Below are 22,785 nucleotides of genomic sequence, written 5' to 3'. Positions count from 1 at the left end.
CGAGAAGTGAAAAATTTGTGCGGGAGTTTTCACCGAACAATCAGACGCCACCGCACGCTTCAGTCGAACCACCGATCCCGCGCCAGCTCCTCCGTCCGCGACGGATCCTCCAGCAGTGCCGCCACCTCGAACCGCCGCGGCCACTGCCCCGCCGCCCAGGCCAGGCCCGCGGCGACGCCCTCCAGGGTGGCGGCGTGCAGGACGTCGTCGTCCGTCAGGCGCCAGTCGATCTCCACGCCGTCGACGGCGAGTTCCTCGTGCTCGATGTAGAAGGAGGGGGTGCGGGGCCCGAGCAGGACGCGGACCGAGTCCGGGACTTCGTGTTCGGTGCCCTCCGAGGTGACCTGCCCGGTGACCGACTCGCTCAGGCGCCGCACCTGGAAGAGTTCGGCCAGTTCGGCGGCCCGGGACGGGCGGACCGGCAGCAGGGAGATGCCTTCGGTGAAGGGCAGCAGGTCCGGTGAGTCGCACACCACGGCGTCGGCCGCGTCCACGACCTCCACCCGGCCGTCGATGACGGCACGCAGCTCGTCCGGCAGGGTCACCTGCTCCGGGTCCAGTTCGGCCAGGGCCCCGTACAGCGCGTGCAGTTGGGCGTCCGTCACCTCGCGCTCCGGGTCGGCGAGCCGGTCGAGGAGTTCGGCGGCACCGCCGGGCTCGTCCAGCAGCGCGGCGACGGACGTCCGTACGCCCAGCGCCCGCAGTACTTGCTCGTCGTCAAAACCGGTCGCGTCGGCCTCCTCGTAGAGACCGCGCAGGAGCGGGTCGCCGCCGGCGGCGCGCAGGCCCGCGGGGCGGCGGCCGTCCAGGACCGGGTTCCCGCGCAGCCACCACGCCGTGTACGGCCGTACGACCTCGTGCGTGCCGTCCGGCAGCAGGACGCGCACGGGCTGGACGATCGCGTCCCGCAGGGGCGGCTGCGACAACAGGGACAGGGCCTGGGACCACTTGTCCTCGTCGACCAGATCCAGATCCCGTACGGCGACGATCTCGGTCGCGACCGGCGGCACCGGGCTGTCCGGGAAACGGTCGAGGACGTCCTCCGCCCACACGTCGACCGCGTCCAGCAGGCCCGCGTCGTCGGGCTCGGCGAAGTCGCCCTCCCGGGGCTCCAGTTCGTCGGGGTCGAGGACGACGTCGGTGGCGCGGACGAGCGCGAAGTTCACCAGCACCCCGCAGGCCGCCAGCGGCTGCTCGCCCCACTTCGAGGCCAGCTCGGCGTCCACCGCGGCCAGTTCGCCCTCGCGCATGACCTGGGCGAACGGGCCGCCGGGGAAGACGAGTTCGCAGGCCGGAGCCGGTTCGCCGTCCTCGTCGGGCAGGGCGAGCGCGCCGAGCCAGGGCTCGTCACCGGGCTCCAGCCCGGCGTCCCGCACCAACGCGAGGACGGTGTCGGCCAGTTCCTCCGCGTCGAGGGCGTCCTCCTCCCACAGCACGCCGCCCTCGTCGTCCAGCGACGCGGCGACGGCGGCCCTGACCTGCGGGGTGGTGAGCACGGCGCGCGGGGTCGCGGGCAGGGCGCCCAGCTTCTCCAGGATCGGGTGCGCGGCGTCCGGATGGGCGACCTTCAGTCCGAGCCGGGCCAGGGTCTCCGGGTCGATACCGGTGGCGTCCGGGCCGGGCAGCAGGACCTGCCGGGGGCCGATCGTCGTACGGCCGTCCGCGAGCGGCACCGGCAGGCCCGACAGCCGGTCCGGGTCGACCCCGGCCAGGCTGTCGTAGAGCCGCCGCCACCAGCCGGGGTCCTTCTCCAGCCCGGCCAGCCGGTCGATCGCGTCGGTCAGCGGCACGCGGGCGACGCCCAGCGTGCGCAGCTCCGCCCGGCGTTCGAGGCCGGCGGGCAGCAGCGTGGGAAGCACCTCTGCGAGCACCCGCACCGTGTCCGCGCCCGCGCCCTCGACGACCTCGGCGTCCCGGGGCCGCAGCGACTCGGGCAGGTCATCGCCGTCGTGCTCGCGGCGCTCGGCGGCGGGCGGCAGGAAGGAGGTGCGCGGCAGCCGCTCCAGGATCGCCTGGCGCAGGGAGCCGTCCAGCTCGCCCCTGCCGAGCGGGCCGGGCACGAGGTCGATGAGCCCGGCCGTCACCGGCCGCCAGTCGCCGAGGAGTTCGGCGTAGGAGTCGGCCGCGCGCTGGATCAGGAAGTCGGTCAGCGGGCCGGGGGCGGCGTGCCGGCGGGTGGAGTCCAGCGGGAACGAGGCGATGAGCAGGGCGGGGACGCCGAGCGGCTCGTCGCTGGGGGTGGGGGCGTGCACGACCGGGCTGGTGCGGGGCCGGGCCGGGCTGCCGTCGGAGTCCACGGGTACGGCCCAGGTGACCGACCAGTGGGGGCGCAGCCGCTCCTCGACCGGTCGGCCGGTGAGCAGCTCGGGGGTGAGCGGGCCGTGGGCGGCGGTGGTGCGCCAGTAGGTGACGCCGTCACCGGAGTCGTCGATGACGGTGAAGGGGCCGTCGGTGCGGCGGGAGATGGTGCGGGGGCTCTCGCCGTTGATCTCGACGACGACCTCTTCGAGGCCGGCGAGGGTGAGCAGCAGCGCGTCGTCGACCGCCCGCAGCAGGCGTTCGGCGAGGTCGGCGGCGGGGGTGTCGCGCAGCGGGAGGATGACGGCGGTGTCGTACGGGTCGGGGGCGGTGCCCTCGGCGGCGAACGGCAGCCGCAGCAGCGGTACGTGACCGTCGCGCCGCCGGACCTCGTCCCCGAGGCCGGGGCTGTGCCGGGCGGCGTCGGCGGCCAGTTCCCGGGCCTCGGCGAGGGACCAGCGGACACCGCCGTGCCGGCCGACGACGGCGGGCTCGTCGGTGACGGCGAGGACGGCGGCGAACCCGACGCCGAACCGCCCGACGGCCTGCTCGTGGGTCTCCCGCTTCGCCGAAGCGCGCAGGGTGGACAGCGACTCGACCCCGGCCGCGTCCAGCGGCGCGCCGGTGTTGGCGGCGACGAGCACACCATCACGGAGGGTGAGCCGCAGCCGTCCGGGCACACCGGCCCGGGCCGCCGCGTCGGCGGCGTTCTGCGCGAGTTCGACGACGAGCCGGTCCCGGTAGCCACCGAGGACCAGGTCCTCCTCGGCGTTGGCGTCCTCACGGAACCGGGCGGGGCTGGTGGCCCAGGCGTCGATGACGCCGCGCCGCAGACGTGCCGTACCGAACGGGTCGGCGCCCTCGGCGGCGGGCCGCACGAACTTGCTGCTCACGTTCCTTCTCCTCATCGACGAGAGGACGAAGGTACCGCCTGCGGAGCGGGGGTGTGCGCCCCGCCCGGCTCCGGTCAGCTCTCGGACGCGTACGTCACGAAATCCACCCATGCGGCGGGAGCGACGGCGAGCCGGGGACCTTCGGTGTGCTTGGAGTCCCGGATGTGGACGGTGGCGGGGGTGGTGGCGACCTCGACGCAGGAGTCGCCCTCGCTGCTGCTGCTGTAGCTGCTCTTGAACCAGCTCAGCGCCACCTCGACGCAGGAGTCGCCCTCGCTGCCACTGCTGTAGCTGCTCTTGAACCACACCAGGTCTATGTTGCGGATCATGTTTCCCCCAGCAGGTGCTCGATGAAGGCCGTCGACTCACGTGGAGTGAGAGCCTGTGCCCGGATGATGCCGTACCGCAGTTCCAGGATACGGAGCTGCCTCGGCTCGGAGACCGGCCTGCCGTTGGTCACCACCGGCGAACGACCCACCACCGAGCCGTCCTCGAACTTCAGCACCTCGATGCCACCGGCCAGTCCGGCGTGCTCCTCCCGGTCCATCGGCATCACCTGAAGCTCGACATTGCGCAACTGTCCTGCCTCCAGCAAGTGTTCCAGCTGGCGGCGCAACACCGTCCTGCCTCCCAGGGGACGCCGCAGCGTCCACTCCTCCAGGACGAAGCTGATCTCGGGCGCGGGATCCCGCTCAAAGACGGCCTTGCGGGCCACGCGCGCCGCGATGAACCGCTCCACCTCCTCCTCGGTGTACGCGGGGCGCCGCATCAGGAGCAGCCCGCGTGCGTACTCCGGCGTCTGCAACAGGCCGTGGATGTTCAGCGGATCGTAGAGCTGAAGCTCGACCGCCTTGGCCTCCATCTGCGCCAGGTCCCGCACCTTCTTCGGATACCGGACCTTCTTGACGTCCTCCCACGTCGCGGCGATGAGCCCACCCGCGTCCAACACCTCGTCGGCCTTGACCAGGTACTCCTGGCGAGGAATCCGCTTCCCGCCCTCGATCTTGTAGACCAGGTCCTCGCCGTACCCGACGGCCGTTCCGAACTCGGCGGCCCGAATCCCCACCGCCTCCCGCCGCAGCTTCAGCTGCCGCCCCACCGTGGCGATGACCGCGACGCCCCACTCGTCGTCGGGATCCACCTCCCAACCCGGCTCGTCCGCCTCGGTCCTGAGCCGACCCGCCTCTGCCTCGACCGTCATGCCGTATCCCTCCGTCGTACGCCACCGGAAACCGACCGCCCGGGCTCCGGTGCCGCGGGCGGTCATCCCAAGGACCACAACGGTGAAAGAACCTCACCAAACCCCACCCTCGGCGCCCGCTCACTCGCCCGGGTGAACCTCGCCAACTCGGCTGGCGTGGCGTCTGGTTGTCGGCCCTACGCTCGGCGCAACACAACCGCAGACATGCGACGGCCCCCGCCGGGACGGCAATCCCAGTGCGAGGGCCTGACCACCGAGGAAGAAGAGCCTTCCTGATGGATACGCAGAACCCTAGCGCGCCCCCGCACGCCCATACCCGCGTTGCCGGGAAGAAGCACCCGAACCGGCACCCGCACGCCGGCCTGGTTCACGACAACACCCGCCACACCACCCGCTTCACGGTGATCGGCAACCACCTCGCGCAGCACCCGGAGCTGTCGCTGCTCGCGATCGGGCTCGGCACGCACATCCAGTCCCTCCCGGCCGGCGCCCGTATCGACATCAAGACCCTCGCCGCCCGCTTCCCCGAGGGCACGACCCGTATCGCCGCCGCCCTGCGCGAGCTGGAAACCCACGGCTACCTTCGGCGAGAGCGCGAACGCGTCCCCGACGGCCGGATCATCACCCGCACGATCTCCTGCAACCAGCCCGGACACCGGACCACCGACGACCGGACCCTACGACGAGCGCACCCGGCTCCGAAGAAGCGAGCCCCACGCAAACCCCTCCCCGCCGTACCGCGGCCCTCCTCCCCGTCCCCCGCCCTCCTCCAGCAAGCCACGGACCTCCTCGCGGACCTCCGCCGCCACGACCCCCGTCTGCTCCTCTCCGCCTGCGACACCGCCCACCTGGCCCCAGGCGTCGCCGCCTGGCTGGAGCGCGACGTCACCCCCAGGGCCGTACGAGACGCCCTGACCACCGACCTGCCACCCGAGGGCCCACGCCGCCCCCGGCCGCCCTCCTGGCCCACCGCCTCACAGCCCAGCTACCGCCCCCACCGCCGTTCCGCGCCCCCGCTCCAGCACCGACCGCCCGGCACCCACTCCAGACCTGCGACGGCTGCGACCGCGCCTTCCGCGCCCCCGAGCCCGGCCACTGCCGCGACTGCCGTACCGGCGCACCACCCCGACGAAAGGCCTGACACCACCCCATGGTCAGCTCGTCCCACGAGGCGATGCACCGCATCTTCCAGGACCACCCCGGGCTGTTCTCCCGGGTCTCCGAAGTGTTGGGCATCGACTTCGCCCCACCCACGTCGGTCACCGTCCTGCCCACCGACCTCACCGAGGCCCGTCCGCTCGAACGCCGCGTCGACACCCTGCTCCGGCTGGAGACCGAGGACGACGAGCCGTTACTGCTCGCGGTCGAGGCGCAGGGCAAGAAGGACCCGGACAAGCCCGCGAGCTGGGCGTACTACGCCTCGTACCTGCTCACGAAATACCGGCTCCAGCCGCTGCTCCTGGTCGTCTGCCAGGACCGCGCCACCGCGGAATGGGCGGCGCGCCCGGTCAGCTTCGGCCCTCCCCAGTGGCCCCTGCTCACCCTGCGCCCGCTGGTCGCGGGACCGCACAACATGCCGGTGCTCACCGACCCGGCCGAGGTCCGCAAAGACCTCGCACTCGCCACGCTGTCCGCCATCACCCACGTCAAGCATCGGGACATCGGGGCCATACTCAAAGCGGTGACAACCGTCCTGCGGGACACACCGCACCCCATCGCCGACCCGATCGTCGAACTCATCGCACAAGGCCTGGGCAAACACCCAGCCGCGGAACAGTGGAGGAACCTGGTGGCCGTGGACCTGTCCTTCTACAAGTCGTACATCTCGGAAGAAATCCGCGACGAAGGCCGTGAAGAAGGCCGCGCCGAGGGCGAGGCCCGGCGAGCCGCCGAAGACGTCCTGGAGGTTCTGGATGTCCGCGGCATCGATGTCCCCGAAGCGGTCCGCGAGCGCATCGTCAGCTGTGGTGACCCCGAGACTCTGCGCCGCTGGCACCGGCGCGCCGTGATCGCCCCCTCTGCCGAGCAGATCTTCTCGGACGAGCAGGGCGAGTAGTCGATCGCCGACAGGGCGGGGACACGGCTACGAGTGGCCCAGCTCCTCCGTGTCCTCGTCCGCCGCCACCGGCACCGAACCCGAGTCCGGGGCCGGGCGCAGCGGGAAGGGGTCCACCCGGGTCTCGTCGATGACCGGCGCGGCCGGCTGCGGCGGCTTGGGCATGACCGCGGCCTCGGAGTGACCGCCGCAGCCGTAGGCCAGGGAGACGACCCGCCCGTCGGCCGGTGAGAACTCGTTGGCGCAGACGCCGAAGGCCTGACTCAGGGAGCCACCGATACGGACCAGGAAGCCGCAGCTCACACAGGCTGCGGGGGCCGCCTGTGCCATCGGGGTCTTGGGGCCGAACGCCTCTTCCCAGCGGTCGGCGGCGGTGTGCAGGCCGTAGCGGGAGAGCACCCGGGCCCGGCGCACGCCGAGTTCCTCGGCCACCGCCGCGATCGAACCGCGGGTGGGAACCGCCAGGGGCCCCGCGGTGACCTCCGCGTCCTCGGCCTCGGCCAGGGCGGCCATCTCCGCGGAGACGACGGAGTTCGGCGGCGGCTCGTCCTCGCCGGTCCAGCCAGGCTCCAGGCGCAGATCCTCGGCGTCCGTGGGCAGCAGGTCGCCCGGCCCCATGTCGCCCGGGCGCAGCCGCTCGCTCCACGGCACCCATTCGGGCGCGAGCACCGCGTCCGGGCCGGGCAGCAGCACCGCCTCGTCCACCGTGACGATCTTCGCCCGGGACGCCCGGGCCACCGTCACAGCCCAGCGCCAGCCCCGGTACCCGAGCTCCCGGCACTCGAAGAAGTGCGTGACAACGCGGTCCCCCTCGGAGACCGTCCCCACGTGCTCGCCGACGATCCCTGGCGCGGCGGCCTCCTCGGCTGCGGCGCGTGCGAGGTCGACGGCCTCGGCGCACAGACGGTCAGGGGTGCGGCTTCGCGTTGTCGCTGCGCTCACAGGTATCGCTTCTCTCCATACGCCGTCTCACGAGTGCGCCACTCCCAGCGCCTGGGGCGGACGGAGCGGACCAGGGGACCGCGTCGACGTCCTTCATCCATTTTGCGGGATGGCTGAGGTAGGCACGCTACCCTTCCGCCCCACTTCGCGTACACCGACGGTCCTGACCGATGGCTCCGACCACCGTGTCGATCGGGCCCCGCGCCCCGGACAGTCACCCCACAGGCCCTATACGAGCGGTAATGGCACTACCCACAGCCATCTCGGGGCACTATGACGTCGTGGCAGCCGCGAGGACGCCCCAGGGCCACACCGGGACCGGTGGGTCGAAAAGGGTCAAGGGAAACAGCCGACTGAGCGGGCCGGGCCGTTCGGGCGGCTCCTTCCGCTCAGTCGGCCGTGCCCTGCACCTCCCCTTCACCGGCACCGCCCGCGGCATCCGCAAGGCCACCCATGCGCACGGCGCCGGAGAGTCCGGCCTCGGCAAGCTGATCGAGCTGCACGGCGTGAACGGCGCCGGAGACGTGATGATCACCGTAGCCCTCGCGTCGACGGTGTTCTTCTCGGTGCCGACCGACGAGGCCCGGGGCCGTGTCGCGCTGTACCTCGCCATCACCATGGCGCCCTTCACCCTCCTCGCGCCGGTGATCGGCCCGCTCCTCGACCGCCTCCCGCACGGCCGCCGGGCCGCGATGGCCGGGGCGATGCTGGCCAGGGCGCTGCTCGCGCTCATCCTGTCCGGCGCGGTCGTCAGCGGCAGCCTCCAGCTGTATCCGGCGGCGCTCGGCGTCCTCGTCGCGTCGAAGGCGTACGGGGTGGTCAGAAGCGCCGTCGTGCCCCGGCTGCTGCCGCCCGGCTTCTCCCTGGTGAAGGCCAATTCGCGCGTCACCCTCGGCGGGCTCCTCGCCACCGGCATCGCCGCGCCGATCGGCGCCGGACTCCAGCAGATCGGTCCGCGCTGGCCGCTGTACGGCGCCTTCGTGATCTTCGCGGCAGGGACGTTTCTGTCGTTCACGCTGCCGCCGAAGGTCGACTCCGCCAAGGGCGAGGACACCGCCCTGCTGGCTGCGGACGAGGAGCACCTGCACGGGCCGCACCGCCGCCCCGTCAAGCGCCCCGGGCTGCGCACGGTCGGCCCGGCCGTCACTCACGCCCTGGCCGCCAATACCTCCATCCGCTGCCTCACCGGCTTCCTGATCTTCTTCCTCGCCTTCCTGCTGCGCGAGCACCCGATCTCCGGCCAGAGCGCCGCCGTGTCCCTGGGGATAGTGGGTGTGTCGGCGGGGGTCGGCAACGCGCTCGGTACGGCCGTGGGGGCGTGGCTCCGGTCCCGGGCGCCGGAGATCATCATCGTGACGGTCGTGGCGTGCGTGCTGGGCGCGGCGATCACGGCCGCGCTGTTCTTCAGCGCGGTCCTGGTGGCCGGCCTGGCCGCGATCGCCGGCTTCGCGCAGGCCCTGGCCAAGCTCTCGCTCGACGCGCTGATCCAGCGGGACGTGCCCGAGCTGGTCCGTACGTCGGCCTTCGCCCGCTCCGAGACGCTGCTCCAGATGTCCTGGGTGCTGGGCGGGGCGGTCGGCATCGCGATGCCGCTCAACGGCACGCTCGGGCTGGCGGTGGGCGCCGCGATCGTCGGCACGGGCTGGCTGACGACCGTACGGGGGCTGATCGGCTCGGCCCGGCGCGGTGGTGCGACACGGCCGCGCGTGGCCTAGCCGTACGGGCACGCCGTACCCCGCGTGGGCGGTCCGACCGGCAGGCCAGATAGCCTTCGCCCATGACCACGCTGCAATCCGCTGTGCGACGCCGCCGCGCCGTCGCCGCCGCCGGCGTCGTATCCGCCGGACTGCTCGTCCTCTCGGCCTGTGACAAGCCGACGCCGATGGCCACGGTCACCGTGGGCCACGACTCGGTGAACTCCGAGGCCACGTGTGGCGGCGAGGGCGACGCCCTGAAGCCGTCCGACCTCACGCAGTGCCTGAAGGACAAGGGCGTCAAGACCATCTCCGTCGACCCGGACGAGACCGTGCGCTTCGGTGTCGACCCGGAGATCGCGGACAAGGGCTGGACGATCCTGATGAACGGTCAGCCGCTGACCGACTCCAGCACGAAGACGTACCGCACCATTCCGGGCAGCGTGTTCTTCAACGCCCAGTACGGGGCGCAGGGCAACTCGACGCTGGTGTCCATCAAGGAGGGCGAGAAGGACACGTCGGGGCTGTGGAACTTCAAGCTGGAGAAGGACGCGTAATCGCTGCCGCTGGGCTGGGCAGGGTGCTTGTCGCCACCGCGGTTCCTGTGGAGAGGGACGCGGTGGCTTCGGCCTTCGGGGCGCTGTCCCTGGGGTCCGATGAGACGGCACTCGGCGTTGCAGGCGGTGCCCACCCTCCCCCAAGCTCTCGGCTTCGCTCGAGCAGGGGGGACCCCCATCGCCCCAGCGGAACGACTGCCCACGGTGGTGCGCTCGAGCTCCAGGTGATCGCTGCCGGTGTAGGGCCCGCCCTCGCCGCCGCTTCCACCGCTTCCGCCCTCACCACCGCCGCCCTCCAGGGCGAGCCCTACGACCTCGTCGTCTCCGCAGGGATCGGCGGGGGTTTTCAGCCCGAGGCGAGCGTGGGCTCGCTCGTCGTCGCCGATGAGATCGTCGCGGCCGATCTGGGGGCCGAGACCGAGGACGGGTATCTGCCGGTCACGGAACTCGGGTTCGGGACCGTACGTCACCATCCGCCCGAGGACCTCGTACGGCTGGTCGCCGACGCCGTCGGGGCCCGTACCGGGGCCGTGCTCACCGTCTCCACCGTGACCGGGACCGCCGCCAGAGCCACTGTGCTCCGCGAACGTCACCCCACAGCCCTCGCCGAGGCCATGGAGGGCTTCGGTGTGGCCGAGGCCGCCGCCGCGCACGGGGTGCCCGTGCTGGAGGTCCGGGCGATCTCCAATCCCGTCGGGCCGCGCGACCGCGCCGCCTGGCGCATCCCCGACGCCCTGGCGGCCCTCACCGAGGGTTTCGGGAAGCTCGTGCCCGTACTGGAGAGTTGGAACCGGCATGACCAGTGAGCAGCTGAAGATCGCCTACTCCCCCTGCCCGAACGACACCTTCGTCTTCGACGCCCTGGCCCACGGCCGCGTCCCCGGCGCCCCCGCCTTCGACGTGACCTTCGCCGACATCGACATCACCAACGGCATGGCCGAGCGTGGCGAATTCGACGTGCTGAAGGTGTCGTACGCCGTGCTGCCGTACGTCCTCGACGAGTACGCCCTGCTGCCGTGCGGGGGTGCGCTGGGGCGGGGGTGCGGGCCACTGGTGCTGACGCGGGAGGCGGACGTCGACCTCGCCGGTCGCACGGTCGCCGTGCCCAGTGAGAAGTCCACCGCCTATCTGCTGTTCCGGCTGTGGGCCGCGGACACGCTGAGCGACGGGGTCGGCGAGATCGTCGTCATGCCGTTCCACGAGATCATGCCGGCCGTGCGGGACGGGAAGGTCGACGCGGGGCTCGTCATCCACGAGGCGCGCTTCACGTACCGCGACTACGGCCTGCACAAGCTCGCCGACATGGGCGAGCACTGGGAGAACACCACCGGGCTGCCGATCCCGCTGGGCGCGATCATCGCCAAGCGGTCGCTGGGCGAGCAGCGGCTGCGGTTGCTCGCCGACTCCATCCGGACGTCGGTACGTGCCGCCTGGGACGACCCCGAGGCGTCCCGGCCGTACGTCATGGAGCACGCCCAGGAGATGGACCCGGCCGTCGCCGACCAGCACATCGGGCTGTACGTCAACGAGTTCACCGCCGACCTCGGCGAGGACGGCTACGCCGCCGTGCGCGGACTGCTGACACGCGCGGCGGCCGAGGGGCTGGTGCCGCCCCTCGGCCCGAACGCGCTGCGTTTCCCGTGAGCGGCTCAGACGTCCAGCTGGTCGGCGACCGCGCGCAGCAGGCCCGCGATCTTCTTGCCGGCGGTCTTCTCGGGGTAGCGGCCCCGCTCCAGCATCGGCGTGATGTTCTCCAGGAGAGTCGTCAGGTCCTGGACGATGGAGGCCAGCTCGTCCGGCTTCTTGCGGGTCGCCGCCGCGACGGACGGTGTCGGGTCCAGGATCGTCAGGGACAGCGCCTGGTCGCCGCGCTGTCCGGCGACGACTCCGAACTCCACCCGCTGTCCCGGCTTGAGCGTCTCGACTCCGGCGGGGAGGACCGAGGAATGGACGAAGACGTCACCGCCGTCGTCGCGGGAGAGAAAGCCGAAGCCCTTCTCGCTGTTGAACCACTTGACCTTGCCGGTAGGCACGTCTGTCCTCGTCCTCGTACTCGTCGGAAAACTGCTTCTGGAAACGGCTCTTGATAGCACTCGGGCGGGCCGTACGGACCCGCCGGTACCAAGGCTAATGCTCTTCAGGCCGGTGACAAGACGTCACCCGGTTGTTCCTTCGCGCTGGGAACTACCCTGGTCGGGTGCGTGACAAAACCCAAACGAATTCCGCCGCTCCCGGTGACCGTCTGGTCCGTGCCGGAGCCGTCGTCTTCTTCATCGGCGCCGTGGCCACACTGGTCACGGTCGCCCCGCTGTTGCTGGGTACGGCTCCCTTTCCGACGTATATGTTCGGACTGAGCATGCTCATGGCAGTCGGATTCTTGATGGCCGGTGCCGGAGTGCTGCGTTCCGTTGCGGCGGGCCGGCGTCAGGCGCGTGCGGGACGGTAGTCCGAAAACCACCCGGGGAATTCCGTCAGGTCGGTGAGGACGACGTCCGCGCCCGCCGCGCGCAGTTCCTCCGGGGGGCAGGGGCCGGTGGCCACCGCGACCGACAGCGCGCCGGCCGTCCGGGCGCCGCGTACGTCCCCGACGTGGTCGCCGACGTAGACACCCGCGTCGTGCTCGCGCAGCGCCTCCGCCTTCTGCTCGGCCCACAGGTCGCCGATGACGGCGTCGGGCTCGATGCCGAGGTGGGCGAGGTGCAATTTGGCGTTGGGCTCGTACTTGGCGGTGACGACTATCGCGCGTCCGCCGGCCTCCCGTACGGCCGCGATGGCCTCGCGGGCGCCGGGCAGCGCCGGGGTCGCGGCGATCGCGATGGTCGGGTAGATCTCCCGGTAGACGTCGGCCACGGTCTCGACCTCGTCGGCCGGGAACCAGTTGATCAGTTCCTCGGCCAGCGGCGGTCCGAGCCGCGTGACCGCCAGATCGGCGTCGATGTACGTCCCCGTCCGCTCGGACAGTGCCTGGTAGCAGGCGCGGATGCCGGGGCGGGAGTCGATGAGGGTCATGTCGAGGTCGAAGCCGACGGTGATTGCCATATGGGCCATTGTGCCCAGGCCGTACGACCGGCAGACGTCCCACCCGGGCGACGGGCGGCGTGGGGGCGGTGCCGACGCCGGCGTCGCTAGCTCCGGCGCTGTGAGCGCCAGACCAGGAACAACGCCGACGCCACCGCCGCACCCCTGACCACCCACGGCCAGGTCTCCGCCACCGCGTCGTTCATCCGGCCCTCGACGATCGGGGTGCCCCAGCGGTCGTTCATCCTGCCCCACAGCCAGAGAATGCCGGCCGCGACGGAGAAGCCGGGGAGGATCACGACCGCCCACTTCGTCTCCGCCGGGCTCAGGCGGCGTGAGGCGTAGGCGATGAGCCAGCCGAGGATCAGCACGAACCAGTTGCCGAGTACGGCGCCCGCGACGAGGAGACCGGCGGCGACGAGGAGGAGCGGGTTGCTCCAGCCGCCCGCGGGCAGGCGCGGGAGACGCCGGCGGCTCGCCTTGCCGGCCGTCTCCTCCGGCACCCCGGCGGCCTCGGCAACCGGCGCTGTCTCCTCGTCGGCCGCCGGCTTCTCCAGCTCCGGCTTCCTCGGCTTCGGCGGCTTCAGCAGGTCCGGCAGCTCCACGCCGCCCACGAAGCCCGGCACGTCGTCGCCCGCCCCGAAGGGGCTGCTGTCCACCCGCCACCAGTCCGGCTGGACGGCGCTGTCCCCGAGCTCGTGCCCGGCGGCCAGGTGCGGCGGGGCCGCGCCCTCGGCGGCGGCGGGACGCGGTTCCTCGGCCGGCCGGGCCGGGCGGGGACGCGGCACGACGCGCCGCAGGACCCCCTTCGGCCGCTCGCCCGGCTCGTCCGGCTCGCGGGCCTCGCGCTGTACGGGCACGGCCGCGGGGGCGTTCTGCGTCGTACCACCGCTGCCCGTGCCGTCCGCGGCCGACGCCACGACCTCGTCGGGGCTGCCGAGGCGGGACAGGATGCGGCGGACGGCGGCGGGCGAGTCGACGGTGGCCTTCGAGCGGCGCCGGTCGATCTCGTTGCGCAGGTCCGCGACCAGACGCATGCGGGCTGCCGACGACAGCTGCCGCTGCTGGGCCACGTCTCCGACGCGGCTCAGATACTCGTAAACGACCTGGTCGCTCTCAATCCCCACGAAGTCCCCTCCGGGGCGTGTGCGTTGGCTGACGCCGTCGGTCGACGGTACCGCGAGTACGAGCGGGTGCCCCACATGCCCGCCCCGGCACCGGCCCCCGCCCACCCGCGCGCAGTCGGGCCGACCGCCGGAGGCGACCCGCTACCGTGGACCGGATGAGCACCGAGGACAGGCCTCCGGCCCCCCGTTCCCTCGCGGAAGCGCTCCGCGGGCGGGACGACGTCTCGCTGGGCGCGCTCCTGCGCAGCCGTCCGGATCTCATCACACCCGTGCCCACCGACCTCACGCAGCTCGCGACCCGCGCCGGCACCCGGGCCTCGGTCGTGCGGGCCCTGGAGCGGCTGGACCGCTTCGCGCTCCAGACGGCGGAGGCGCTGGCCGTGGCGTCGGATCCGGCGACGTACGACGAACTGCTCGGGCTCATGGCCGGGGACGACGCCGACCCGGCCGTCGTCGCGGCCCTGCCGCACGCCCTGGGCATCCTGCGCGAGCAGGCTCTGGTCTGGGGCGGCGACGACCGGCTGCGACTGGTCCGCACGGCCCGTGAGCTGCTCGCGCCCTCGCCGCAGCACCCCTCGCCGACGGGGCTCGGTCCGACGGTCCAGGAGGCCACCGCCGGGATGTCCCCGGGGCGCATCCAGGAGATCGTCACAGCCGCCGGGCTGGCCTCGACCCACGACTCGGTCTCCGCGGTGACCGCCCTGACCGAGCTGTTCACGGACCGGGGCCGGATGGCCGCGCTGCTCGCCGAGGCCCCGGCCGACTCCCTCGATGTGCTGGAGCGGCTGGTGTGGGGGCCGCCGTACGGGCAGGTCACGGCCGATCCGGCGCCGCGGCTGCGCTGGCTGCTGGACCGGGGGCTGCTGCTGCCGACGGCGCCCGGGACGGTCGTGCTGCCGCGCGAGGTCGCCCTGCACCTGCGGCGGGGGCTCGCGCACCGGACGCCGGAGCCGGTGCCGCCGGCGGTCGAGGCCGCCGCCGTTCACCATCCACAGGTTGTGGACAGCACCGCGGCCGGGCAGGCGTACACCGCGCTCGCGACCGTCGAGGAGCTGCTGAAGGACTGGGACGAGGGCGGGCCGGCGGTGCTGCGGGCCGGCGGGCTGAGTGTGCGGGACCTGAAGCGGACCGCCGTCGCCCTCGACGTGCCCGAGCCGGTCGCCGCGTTCTGGGTGGAGCTGGCGTACGCGGCGGGCCTGATCGCCCCGGACGGGGAGGCCGACGAGCGGTACGCGGCGACCCCGGCGTACGACGAGTGGCAGGAACTGCCCCCCGCCGAGCGCTGGTCGCGGCTGGTCACGGCGTGGCTCGCGGCCACCCGCACGGCCGGGCTGGTGGGCGGGCGGGACGCGAAGGACCGCACGCTGTCGGCGCTCGGGGCGGGTCTGGACCGTTCGGCGGCGCCGGAGGTACGGCACCGGGTGCTGGCGCTGCTGGCCGGGCTGCCGGAGGGCGCCGCGCCGGCCGCCGAGTCGGTGCCGGCCCGGCTGCGCTGGGAGCGTCCCCTGCGCGGTGCCCAGCAGGAGGACGACCTGCGCAGCCGGCTCGCCCAGTGGGCCCTGTCCGAGGCGGAGCTGCTGGGCGTCACGGGCAGGGGTGCTCTGTCGGCCCACGGCAGGGCCCTGCTGGGTGCGCCCGCGGCTCCCGCGCAGAGCCCGGAAGCGGAGCCCTCCGGTCCAGGGGACAAGCTCCCGGTCCACCACCGGCCCGCTCACCTCACCCCCCTCTCCCCCGCTGAACAGGCCGTCGCCTCCGCCGCCGCGGCCCGGCTTCTCACGCCCCTGCTGCCCGAGCCGCTGGACCACGTGCTGCTCCAGGCCGACCTGACGGCGGTGGCGCCCGGGCCCCTGCGGCGACCGCTCGCCGACATGCTGGGCGTGCTGGCGGACGTCGAGTCCAAGGGCGGGGCCACCGTCTACCGGTTCACGCCCGGCTCGGTGCGGCGCGCCCTCGACGCCGGGCAGAGCGCCTCGGACCTGCACGCCTTCCTCGCCGCGCACTCCCGCACGCCGGTGCCGCAGCCGCTCACCTACCTGATCGACGACGTGGCCCGCAGGCACGGCCATCTGCGCGTGGGGGCGGCCTCGGCGTATGTGCGCTGCGACGACGACGCGGTGCTCAACGAGATCCTCGCCGACAAGCGGGCCACCGCCCTGGGGCTGCGCCGGCTCGCCCCGACCGTGCTGGCCGCGCAGACCGGCCCGGCGGGGCTGCTGGAGGGCCTGCGGGCGATGGGGTTCGCGCCGGCCGCCGAGTCCGCCGAGGGCGATGTGCTGATCACCCGCGCGCACTCGCACCGCACCCCGCCCCGTACGGCTCCCGAGCCGGTGCCGGACGGCCCGCCGGTCCCTGACGACACCCTCCTCACGGCGGCACTGCGCGCCATCCGGGCCGGGGACCTCGCCTCCACGACCCCGCGCAAGCCCGGCACGGCTCCGGAGGTCAACGGCGAACTGCCCCGGACCAGTTCGGCCGAGACCCTCGCCACCATGCAGGCCGCCGTCCTGACCGGCGAGGCCCTGTGGATCGGCTACGTCAACGCCGAGGGCGCCGCCAGCCAGCGCGTCATCGCCCCGATCCGCGTCGAGGGCGGCTTCGTCACGGCGTACGACCACACGGCGGACGAGGTCCGTACGTACCCGCTGCACCGGATCACCGGGGTCGCGGAGCTCGCCGACGACGCGGGCTGACGGCCGGTTCTGCCTGGGCGTCGTCTCACCCGTTCGGGTGCACGCCGGCGTTCATGCACGCCACGCCGGGGATTTCCCACCCTTGGGGGACATCGCCGGGCGGGCCGCATTCCGCCGTTCGCGCGGGGGCAGCCACCGGGTGTCCTGTGAGCCTTGCCGAAAGGAAGTCCCAGCATGCGCGCTGTTCGTCGAGTCGCCGCCGTCCTGGCCACCGCCGCCCTGATGACGTTCGGGGGGCTGGCCACTCCGGCCGCCGCGGTGGGCATCGATGTCGCCGGCCTCGTCGTCGAGACACCGCAGGTCTGATCCGCCCCCCGCGCACCCATGGGCCGGCCCCGGTGTCCCCGGGCCGGCCCACGGTGGGGTGTCCCTCGTCTCCCGGTACGTGAAAGGCCCTGTCGTCCCCATGCGTGAAAAGCTCCCCGCCGTCGCTCTCTGCGCCGTCGCACTCGTGGGCGTGCTCGCGCCCTCAGCCGCCGCGGCCCCGCCCGCGCTGCCGCTGCCCCTGCCGGCCGCCGGCGCCGAGCCCCTGGTCTCCGAGGGGGTCGGCGTCGAAGGGCCGCTGATCAACAACGTCAATCTGCCCACGCTGAAGTAACGCGGCGCGTCCGGTAGCTGTCCCCGTCCAGCCGGACGATCTCGGCGTGATGGGCGAGGCGGTCCACCATCGCCGCGGTGGAGGCGCCGCCGAAGACCTCGTCCCAGCGGCCGAGCGGGCGGTCGCTGGTGACGATCAGCGAGGCACGCTCGTAGCGGTGCGCCACCAACTGGAAGAACAGGCCGGCGGTCGCCGCGTCGAAGGGCGTGTAGCCGACCTCGTCGACGATCAGGAGGGGGTGTTCGTCGAGAGCGGCCAGCTCCGCTTCGAGCCGGCCCGCGGCCCGGGCGTCTGAGAGCCGGGCGGCCCACTCGGCGGCGGTCGCGAACAGCACCCGGTGCCCGGCCTGGCAGGCGCGCACGGCGAGGCCGATGGCGAGGTGGGTCTTGCCGGTGCCGGGCGGGCCGACGAGGACCACGTTGCGCCGGGCGGCGACGAAGTCCGCCTTGCCGAGCCGGGCCACGGCCTCCCGGTCGAAGCCCCGGGGGTGCTCCTGGTCGAAGTCCTCCAGGAGCTTGCGGGCCGGGAAGCCGGCCGCGCGGATCCGGGCCTCGGCGTCCGCGTCCGGGGCCGGCTGCCGGGGAACGGCGGGCGTGGCCGGCGGTGCCTCCTGTTCCGCGTTCCCGTGCCGCTGGTCCCCGTGGTCCTGCTCCGCCTGGGGAGGCCTCGCCGGCGCGGGCCCGGCCTGCGGGCGCTCGGCATGTCCGCGGTCCCCGTGCGCGGCCATCGGCCCCGACATGTAGGCGAGGATCGCCGCCGAGACGATGAACGCCATGTGGATGGTCGTGCCCCAGAGCAGGGCGTGGCGGGAGGTGTGGTGGACGTCCACGAACATCTGGAGCAGATGGACCGAGGAGATGCCCACGATCGCCGTGGCGAGCTTGACCTTCAGCACGTTGGAGTTGACGTGCGAGAGCCATTCGGGCTGGTCACGGTGGCCCTGGAGGCCGATGCGCGAGACGAAGGTCTCGTAGCCGCCGACGATCACCATGATCAGCAGGTTCGCGATCATGACGACGTCGACCAGCTTGAGCACCGCGAGCATCACGTACGTCTCGGTGGCGTGTCCGCCTACGCACATCTGGATTAAGGTCCAGAGCTCCTTGAAGAACTTGTAGACGTAGACGCCCTGGGCGGCCACCAGCCCGAAGTACAGCGGGGCCTGGAGCCAGCGGGTGGCGAACAGGGCGTATCCGAGCGTGGTGGTCGTTGGGTTCCGCACGGTTCGCCATTCTTCGGGGCCGCCATGGAAAAACTGAATTCACACCACACGTTGGGATGAAAAGGCATTCAGTAGGACCGGAGCCGGTCAGGTCCCGCGCAGATCACACCCTCCGGACGGCGACGATCAGGCACACTGGACGTTTGGCCGAGTCGTTCGAGCCGTCCGAGCCGTCCGGCCGTGGGAAAGGGTGCCACGCGTGAATGGTCCGCTGATCGTCCAGTCCGACAAGACCCTGCTCCTGGAAGTCGACCACGAGCAGGCCGACGACTGCCGTCGGGCCATCGCCCCGTTCGCGGAGCTGGAGCGAGCGCCGGAGCACATCCACACCTACCGCGTGACCCCGCTGGGCCTGTGGAACGCCCGGGCGGCGGGCCATGACGCCGAGCAGGTCGTGGACGCGCTGGTGCAGTACAGCCGCTACCCGGTGCCGCACGCGCTGCTGGTCGACATCGCCGAGACGATGGACCGCTACGGGCGGCTCACGCTGTCCAAGCACCCGGCGCACGGGCTGGTCCTGACCACCACCGACCGTCCGGTGCTGGAGGAGGTCCTGAAGTCGAAGCGGATCGCGCCGCTGGTCGGCGCCCGCATCGACCCCGACACGGTCGTCGTGCACCCCTCCGAGCGGGGGCAGATCAAGCAGACGCTGCTGAAGCTGGGCTGGCCGGCCGAGGACCTCGCCGGGTACGTCGACGGCGAGGCACACGCGATCGAGCTGGCCGAGGACGGCTGGGCGCTGCGGCCGTACCAGAAGCAGGCGGTGGAGAACTTCTGGCACGGCGGGTCGGGCGTGGTCGTCCTGCCCTGTGGCGCGGGCAAGACGCTGGTCGGCGCCGGGTCGATGGCGCAGGCGAAGTCCACGACCCTGATCCTCGTCACGAACACGGTCTCCGCCCGGCAGTGGAAGCACGAGCTGGTGCGGCGGACGTCGCTCACCGAGGACGAGATCGGCGAGTACAGCGGGACAAGGAAGGAGATCCGACCCGTCACGATCGCCACGTACCAGGTGCTGACGACCAAGCGGAAGGGCGTCTATCCGCACCTGGAGCTGTTCGACTCCCGGGACTGGGGTCTGATCGTCTACGACGAGGTGCATCTGCTGCCGGCGCCGGTGTTCAAGTTCACGGCGGATCTCCAGGCGCGGCGGCGGCTGGGTCTCACGGCCACGCTGGTGCGTGAGGACGGGCGCGAGTCGGACGTGTTCTCCCTGATCGGGCCCAAGCGGTTCGACGCGCCCTGGAAGGAGATCGAGGCGCAGGGCTACATCGCGCCCGCCGACTGCGTGGAGGTCCGGGTCAATCTGACGGACGCGGAGCGACTCGCGTACGCCACGGCCGAGGCGGAGGAGAAGTACCGCTTCTGTGCGACGACGGACACCAAGCGGAAGGTCACGGAGGCGATCGTCCGCCGCTTCGCCGGGCAGCAGATCCTCGTCATCGGCCAGTACATCGACCAGCTCGACGAGCTGGGTGAGCACCTCGGCGCGCCCGTGATCAAGGGCGAGACGTCGAACGCGCAGCGGGAGAAGCTGTTCGACGCCTTCCGGGAGGGCGAGATCAGCGTGCTCGTCGTGTCGAAGGTCGCGAACTTCTCGATCGACCTGCCGGAGGCGACGGTCGCGATCCAGGTGTCCGGCACGTTCGGGTCGCGCCAGGAGGAGGCCCAGCGGCTGGGCCGCGTGCTCCGCCCGAAGTCCGACGGTCACCAGGCCCACTTCTACTCGGTGGTCGCCCGGGACACCATCGACCAGGACTTCGCCGCGCACCGCCAGCGCTTCCTGGCGGAGCAGGGGTACGCGTACCGGATCATGGACGCGGACGAGCTGCTCGCGGAGAGCTGAGGCCGGGCGGCTGCTCGTGTGCGGCGGGGCCGCTCACTTGCGGCGGACCACGCCCACTTCCTCGCCGTACTGGCCGAGGATGATCACGTCGAAGGCGGCACCTGCGAACACCTTGACGGCGCGCAGGGCACCGCCGAGGAGATGACGGTGGTCGCTGCCTGCCATAGCGGTGGCGCCGGGCGGGCGGCCCTGCGCCGGGGCGGGGGAGAAGGTTGCTGCGCTCATGTCTCCATGGTGCGTTTCCGCACGTAAAGTCCGCGTCGGCCTGAGGACCGAACCCGCGTACTCCGCACGTACGCCTGCGGACCGACCCCTGCCCCTCAGGGAGGAGGGGCTCATCCCCTAGGGGATGAGGAACAGGGGACGGGAAAACCGTTGGCGGTCGCCTCCCCCGTTCCTCTAGGATCTCCGCTCTTGCCCGCCTCCCTCACGGAGTGCCGCCGACCGGACGGAAACCGGCCGGCATCTCACCGCCGTCCCTTCAGCAGGTCCTCCGGAGGCACCCCCTTGTCCACGCCCGTCGACGACCCGCTCTCCCGTGAGCGCTCCCACCTCGCCGCGTCCCGTTCCGCCCTGCGTGCCATGCGCGAGGACGTCGAGGCCCTCGACATCAGCGACGTCACCGCGAACTGGGTCAACGCCGAGGTGCTGGCCCACCAGATCGAGGAGCGCGTCAAAGCCCTGGCCGACCTCAGCGACACCCCGCTGTTCTTCGGTCGGCTCGACTATCTGCACGCACCCGGCGCCGCGGAGGCGGAAGGGGCGGAAGGGGAGCGCTTCTACATCGGGCGGCGGCATGTGCACGACCACGACGGCGACCCGATGGTCATCGACTGGCGCGCGCCGGTCTCGCAGCCGTTCTACCGGGCCTCCAAGAAGGACCCGATGGACATCGCGCTGCGCCGCCGCTTCGGCTACACCGGCGGCGACCTCACCGCGTACGAGGACGAGCACCTGTCGGACCCGGCCGAGGCGGCGCGGACCAGCAAGCTCCTCCAGCAGGAGATCGAGCGTCCGCGCGTCGGCCCGATGCGGGACATCGTCGCGACGATCCAGCCCGAGCAGGACGAGATCGTCCGGTCGGGACTCTCCGGCACGGTGTGCGTGCAGGGCGGCCCGGGCACCGGGAAGACCGCCGTCGGCCTGCACCGGGTCGCCTACCTCCTCTACGCCCACCGCGAGCGCCTCGCCCGCACCGGCACGCTCGTCGTCGGACCGAACCGGTCCTTCCTGCACTACATCGAGCAAGTGCTGCCCGCACTCGGCGAGTTGACCGTCCAGCAGGCCACCGTCGAGGACCTGGTGGCCCACGTCGAGATCAAGGGGACGGACGACGCGACGGCCGCGGTCGTCAAGGGTGACGCCCGCATGGCGCAGGTGCTGCGCAGGGCCCTCTACTCGCACGTCACGATGCCCACCGAGCCGGTCGTGGTCGTGCGCGGCTCTCGCCGGTGGCGCGTGGCGGCGTACGAACTGGAGGACATCGTCCGCGAGTTGCTCGACCGCGACATCCGCTACGGTGCCGCCCGCGAGGCCCTGCCGCAGCGCATCGCGCACGCCGTGCTCGTGCAGATGGAGCGGTCGGGGGAGGCACCGGACGACCGGGTGCAGGACGCGGTGGCCCGCAACAGCGCGGTCAAGGCGGCGGTCAAGGCGGTCTGGCCGGCCGTCGACCCGGCGAAGCTGGTGCTGCGCCTGCTGTCGGACGCGGACTTCCTCGCCGAGCACGCGGAGGGAATTCTCGACGAGGAGGAGCGGAAGGCGGTGCTGTGGGCGAAACCGGCGCGCAGCGTCAAGTCCGCCCAGTGGTCGGCCGCCGACGCCGTCCTCATCGACGAGGCCACCGATTTGATCCAGCGCACGCACTCCCTCGGCCATGTCGTCCTCGACGAGGCGCAGGACCTCTCCCCCATGCAGTACCGCGCGGTCGGCCGCCGCTGCACGACCGGCAGTGCGACGGTCCTCGGCGACCTGGCGCAGGGCACCACACCGTGGGCGACCCGCGGCTGGCAGGAGGCGCTGGCCCACCTGGGCAAGCCGGACGCGCTGGTGGAGGAACTGACGGCCGGTTTCCGCGTGCCGACGGACGTCATCACCTACGCCTCCCGGCTGCTCCCGCACATCGCGCCGGGGCTCACGCCGGTCGTGTCGATCCGTGAGAACCCGGGCCACTTCGAGGTCCGGGAGGTCACCGGCACCGCCGACGTGGTCCACGCCTGCCGCGAGTCGCTGCGCCACGAGGGCTCGACCGGCCTGATCGCGGCGGACGCCCGGATCCCGGAGCTGGCGCGGGCTCTGGCGGAGGCCGGGATCCCGTACCTCGCCCCGGGCGAGGAGACGACCCAGGAGACCCGCCTGACCCTGGTCCCGGCGTCGCTCGCGAAGGGTCTGGAGTACGACTACGTCGTCCTGGACGAGCCCCAGGCCGTGGTCGACGGCGAGCCGGACGAACGGACTGGTCTGCGGCGCCTGTACGTGGCGCTGACACGAGCGGTGTCGGGGTTGACGGTGACGCATACGGCGCCGCTGCCGCCGCAACTGGCCTAGCGGCGGGCAGTCGTGCCGACGTAGCGGCGGGCAGTCGTGCCGCCAGGGGCGGCACGGGTGGGCGCAGCGGGACCTCGTAGCGCCGAGCCGCGCCCCCAC

Annotated in this window: 20 protein-coding genes and 1 pseudogene; 12 read left to right on the top strand and 9 right to left on the bottom strand. The window is 72.5% G+C overall.

Going from position 1 to position 22,785, the window contains the following annotated elements; all coding sequences use genetic code 11:
- Window positions 1-59: 59 nt before the first annotated feature.
- From ACZ6TU_RS36305 to ACZ6TU_RS36295, 3 genes are read right to left on the bottom strand one after another with little or no spacing between them, the layout of a single operon-like run.
- Window positions 60-3,206 (bottom strand): sacsin N-terminal ATP-binding-like domain-containing protein, encoded by a 3,147-nt coding sequence (locus ACZ6TU_RS36305; protein WP_469553061.1) that lies wholly within the window; start codon window positions 3,204-3,206, stop codon window positions 60-62.
- A gap of 59 nt (window positions 3,207-3,265) precedes the next feature.
- A complete protein-coding gene (locus ACZ6TU_RS36300) occupies window positions 3,266-3,520 on the bottom strand; it encodes a DUF397 domain-containing protein (RefSeq protein WP_469553058.1) in 255 nt (84 codons plus the stop codon).
- Complete coding sequence (locus ACZ6TU_RS36295) at window positions 3,517-4,392, bottom strand: helix-turn-helix domain-containing protein (RefSeq protein WP_469553056.1); 876 nt, start codon at window positions 4,390-4,392, stop codon at window positions 3,517-3,519. The genes ACZ6TU_RS36300 and ACZ6TU_RS36295 overlap by 4 nt, the downstream gene beginning before the upstream one ends.
- Before the next feature lie 275 nt (window positions 4,393-4,667).
- Between ACZ6TU_RS36295 and ACZ6TU_RS36290 the strand changes: the two are divergent.
- Window positions 4,668-5,533 (top strand): annotated as a pseudogene (locus ACZ6TU_RS36290) (helix-turn-helix domain-containing protein).
- A 9-nt stretch (window positions 5,534-5,542) separates the two neighbouring features.
- Window positions 5,543-6,448 (top strand): hypothetical protein, encoded by a 906-nt coding sequence (locus ACZ6TU_RS36285; protein WP_467672747.1) that lies wholly within the window; start codon window positions 5,543-5,545, stop codon window positions 6,446-6,448.
- Window positions 6,449-6,475: 27 nt separating this feature from the next.
- On the opposite strand, the gene ACZ6TU_RS36280 is transcribed toward ACZ6TU_RS36285, so the two are convergent.
- Window positions 6,476-7,390, bottom strand: a complete 915-nt coding sequence (locus tag ACZ6TU_RS36280) for a DUF3027 domain-containing protein (protein ID WP_467672745.1) — start codon at window positions 7,388-7,390, stop codon at window positions 6,476-6,478.
- Between the two features lie 281 nt (window positions 7,391-7,671).
- On the opposite strand from ACZ6TU_RS36280, the gene ACZ6TU_RS36275 reads away from it, so the two are divergent.
- The 4 genes from ACZ6TU_RS36275 to ACZ6TU_RS36260 all read left to right on the top strand — a co-directional run bounded on the left by ACZ6TU_RS36275 (window position 7,672) and on the right by ACZ6TU_RS36260 (window position 11,285).
- A complete protein-coding gene (locus ACZ6TU_RS36275; protein WP_467672743.1) occupies window positions 7,672-9,105 on the top strand; it encodes an MFS transporter in 1,434 nt (477 codons plus the stop codon).
- Between the two features lie 62 nt (window positions 9,106-9,167).
- The gene (locus tag ACZ6TU_RS36270) at window positions 9,168-9,641 is read left to right on the top strand and encodes a DUF2771 domain-containing protein (protein WP_467672741.1); all 474 of its coding nucleotides are present in this window, start codon (window positions 9,168-9,170) and stop codon (window positions 9,639-9,641) included.
- Window positions 9,611-10,447 (top strand): futalosine hydrolase, encoded by an 837-nt coding sequence (locus tag ACZ6TU_RS36265; protein ID WP_469553053.1) that lies wholly within the window; start codon window positions 9,611-9,613, stop codon window positions 10,445-10,447. The genes ACZ6TU_RS36270 and ACZ6TU_RS36265 overlap by 31 nt, the downstream gene beginning before the upstream one ends.
- A complete protein-coding gene (locus ACZ6TU_RS36260) occupies window positions 10,437-11,285 on the top strand; it encodes a 1,4-dihydroxy-6-naphthoate synthase (protein WP_469553050.1) in 849 nt (282 codons plus the stop codon). The genes ACZ6TU_RS36265 and ACZ6TU_RS36260 overlap by 11 nt, the downstream gene beginning before the upstream one ends.
- Before the next feature lie 5 nt (window positions 11,286-11,290).
- Here ACZ6TU_RS36260 and ACZ6TU_RS36255 read toward each other — a convergent pair whose 3' ends face one another.
- Window positions 11,291-11,674 carry a cold-shock protein gene (locus tag ACZ6TU_RS36255; protein ID WP_010035896.1) on the bottom strand — a complete coding sequence of 128 codons (384 nt, stop codon included), beginning with the start codon at window positions 11,672-11,674 and terminating at the stop codon, window positions 11,291-11,293.
- 164 nt (window positions 11,675-11,838) lie between these two features.
- Between ACZ6TU_RS36255 and ACZ6TU_RS36250 the strand changes: the two genes are divergently transcribed.
- Complete coding sequence (locus ACZ6TU_RS36250; RefSeq protein WP_467672735.1) at window positions 11,839-12,087, top strand: hypothetical protein; 249 nt, start codon at window positions 11,839-11,841, stop codon at window positions 12,085-12,087.
- Here ACZ6TU_RS36250 and ACZ6TU_RS36245 read toward each other — a convergent pair.
- On the bottom strand, window positions 12,066-12,689 hold the full coding sequence (locus ACZ6TU_RS36245) for an HAD family hydrolase (protein ID WP_467672733.1): 624 nt from the start codon (window positions 12,687-12,689) through the stop codon (window positions 12,066-12,068). The genes ACZ6TU_RS36250 and ACZ6TU_RS36245 overlap by 22 nt on opposite strands.
- Before the next feature lie 77 nt (window positions 12,690-12,766).
- Complete coding sequence (locus ACZ6TU_RS36240) at window positions 12,767-13,786, bottom strand: hypothetical protein (RefSeq protein WP_469553048.1); 1,020 nt, start codon at window positions 13,784-13,786, stop codon at window positions 12,767-12,769.
- 155 nt (window positions 13,787-13,941) lie between these two features.
- On the opposite strand from ACZ6TU_RS36240, the gene ACZ6TU_RS36235 reads away from it, so the two are divergent.
- The 3 genes from ACZ6TU_RS36235 (at window position 13,942) to ACZ6TU_RS36225 (ending at window position 17,074) form a co-directional block, all read left to right on the top strand.
- The gene (locus ACZ6TU_RS36235; protein ID WP_467672729.1) at window positions 13,942-16,476 is read left to right on the top strand and encodes a helicase-associated domain-containing protein; all 2,535 of its coding nucleotides are present in this window, start codon (window positions 13,942-13,944) and stop codon (window positions 16,474-16,476) included.
- A gap of 174 nt (window positions 16,477-16,650) precedes the next feature.
- Entirely contained in the window at window positions 16,651-16,782 is a 132-nt protein-coding gene (locus ACZ6TU_RS36230) for a hypothetical protein (protein WP_467672727.1), read from the top strand.
- 100 nt (window positions 16,783-16,882) lie between these two features.
- Entirely contained in the window at window positions 16,883-17,074 is a 192-nt protein-coding gene (locus ACZ6TU_RS36225; protein ID WP_467672725.1) for a hypothetical protein, read from the top strand.
- On the opposite strand, the gene istB is transcribed toward ACZ6TU_RS36225, so the two are convergent.
- Complete coding sequence (gene istB / locus ACZ6TU_RS36220) at window positions 17,052-18,296, bottom strand: IS21-like element helper ATPase IstB (RefSeq protein ID WP_469553045.1); 1,245 nt, start codon at window positions 18,294-18,296, stop codon at window positions 17,052-17,054. The two genes, ACZ6TU_RS36225 and istB, sit on opposite strands and share 23 nt — an antisense overlap.
- Window positions 18,297-18,495: 199 nt before the next feature.
- Between istB and ACZ6TU_RS36215 the strand changes: the two genes are divergently transcribed.
- On the top strand, window positions 18,496-20,139 hold the full coding sequence (locus tag ACZ6TU_RS36215; protein ID WP_467672721.1) for a DNA repair helicase XPB: 1,644 nt from the start codon (window positions 18,496-18,498) through the stop codon (window positions 20,137-20,139).
- Window positions 20,140-20,172: 33 nt separating this feature from the next.
- On the opposite strand, the gene ACZ6TU_RS36210 is transcribed toward ACZ6TU_RS36215, so the two are convergent.
- Window positions 20,173-20,364 carry a hypothetical protein gene (locus ACZ6TU_RS36210; RefSeq protein ID WP_467672719.1) on the bottom strand — a complete coding sequence of 64 codons (192 nt, stop codon included), beginning with the start codon at window positions 20,362-20,364 and terminating at the stop codon, window positions 20,173-20,175.
- Window positions 20,365-20,646: 282 nt separating this feature from the next.
- Between ACZ6TU_RS36210 and ACZ6TU_RS36205 the strand changes: the two genes are divergently transcribed.
- On the top strand, window positions 20,647-22,686 hold the full coding sequence (locus ACZ6TU_RS36205) for a HelD family protein (RefSeq protein WP_467672717.1): 2,040 nt from the start codon (window positions 20,647-20,649) through the stop codon (window positions 22,684-22,686).
- Window positions 22,687-22,785: the final 99 nt, after the last annotated feature.

Source organism: Streptomyces sp. NPDC052064, from assembly GCF_055585925.1.
The sequence above is the reverse complement of the archived record's forward strand: the minus strand, read 5'-3'. Positions and strand labels throughout refer to the sequence as shown.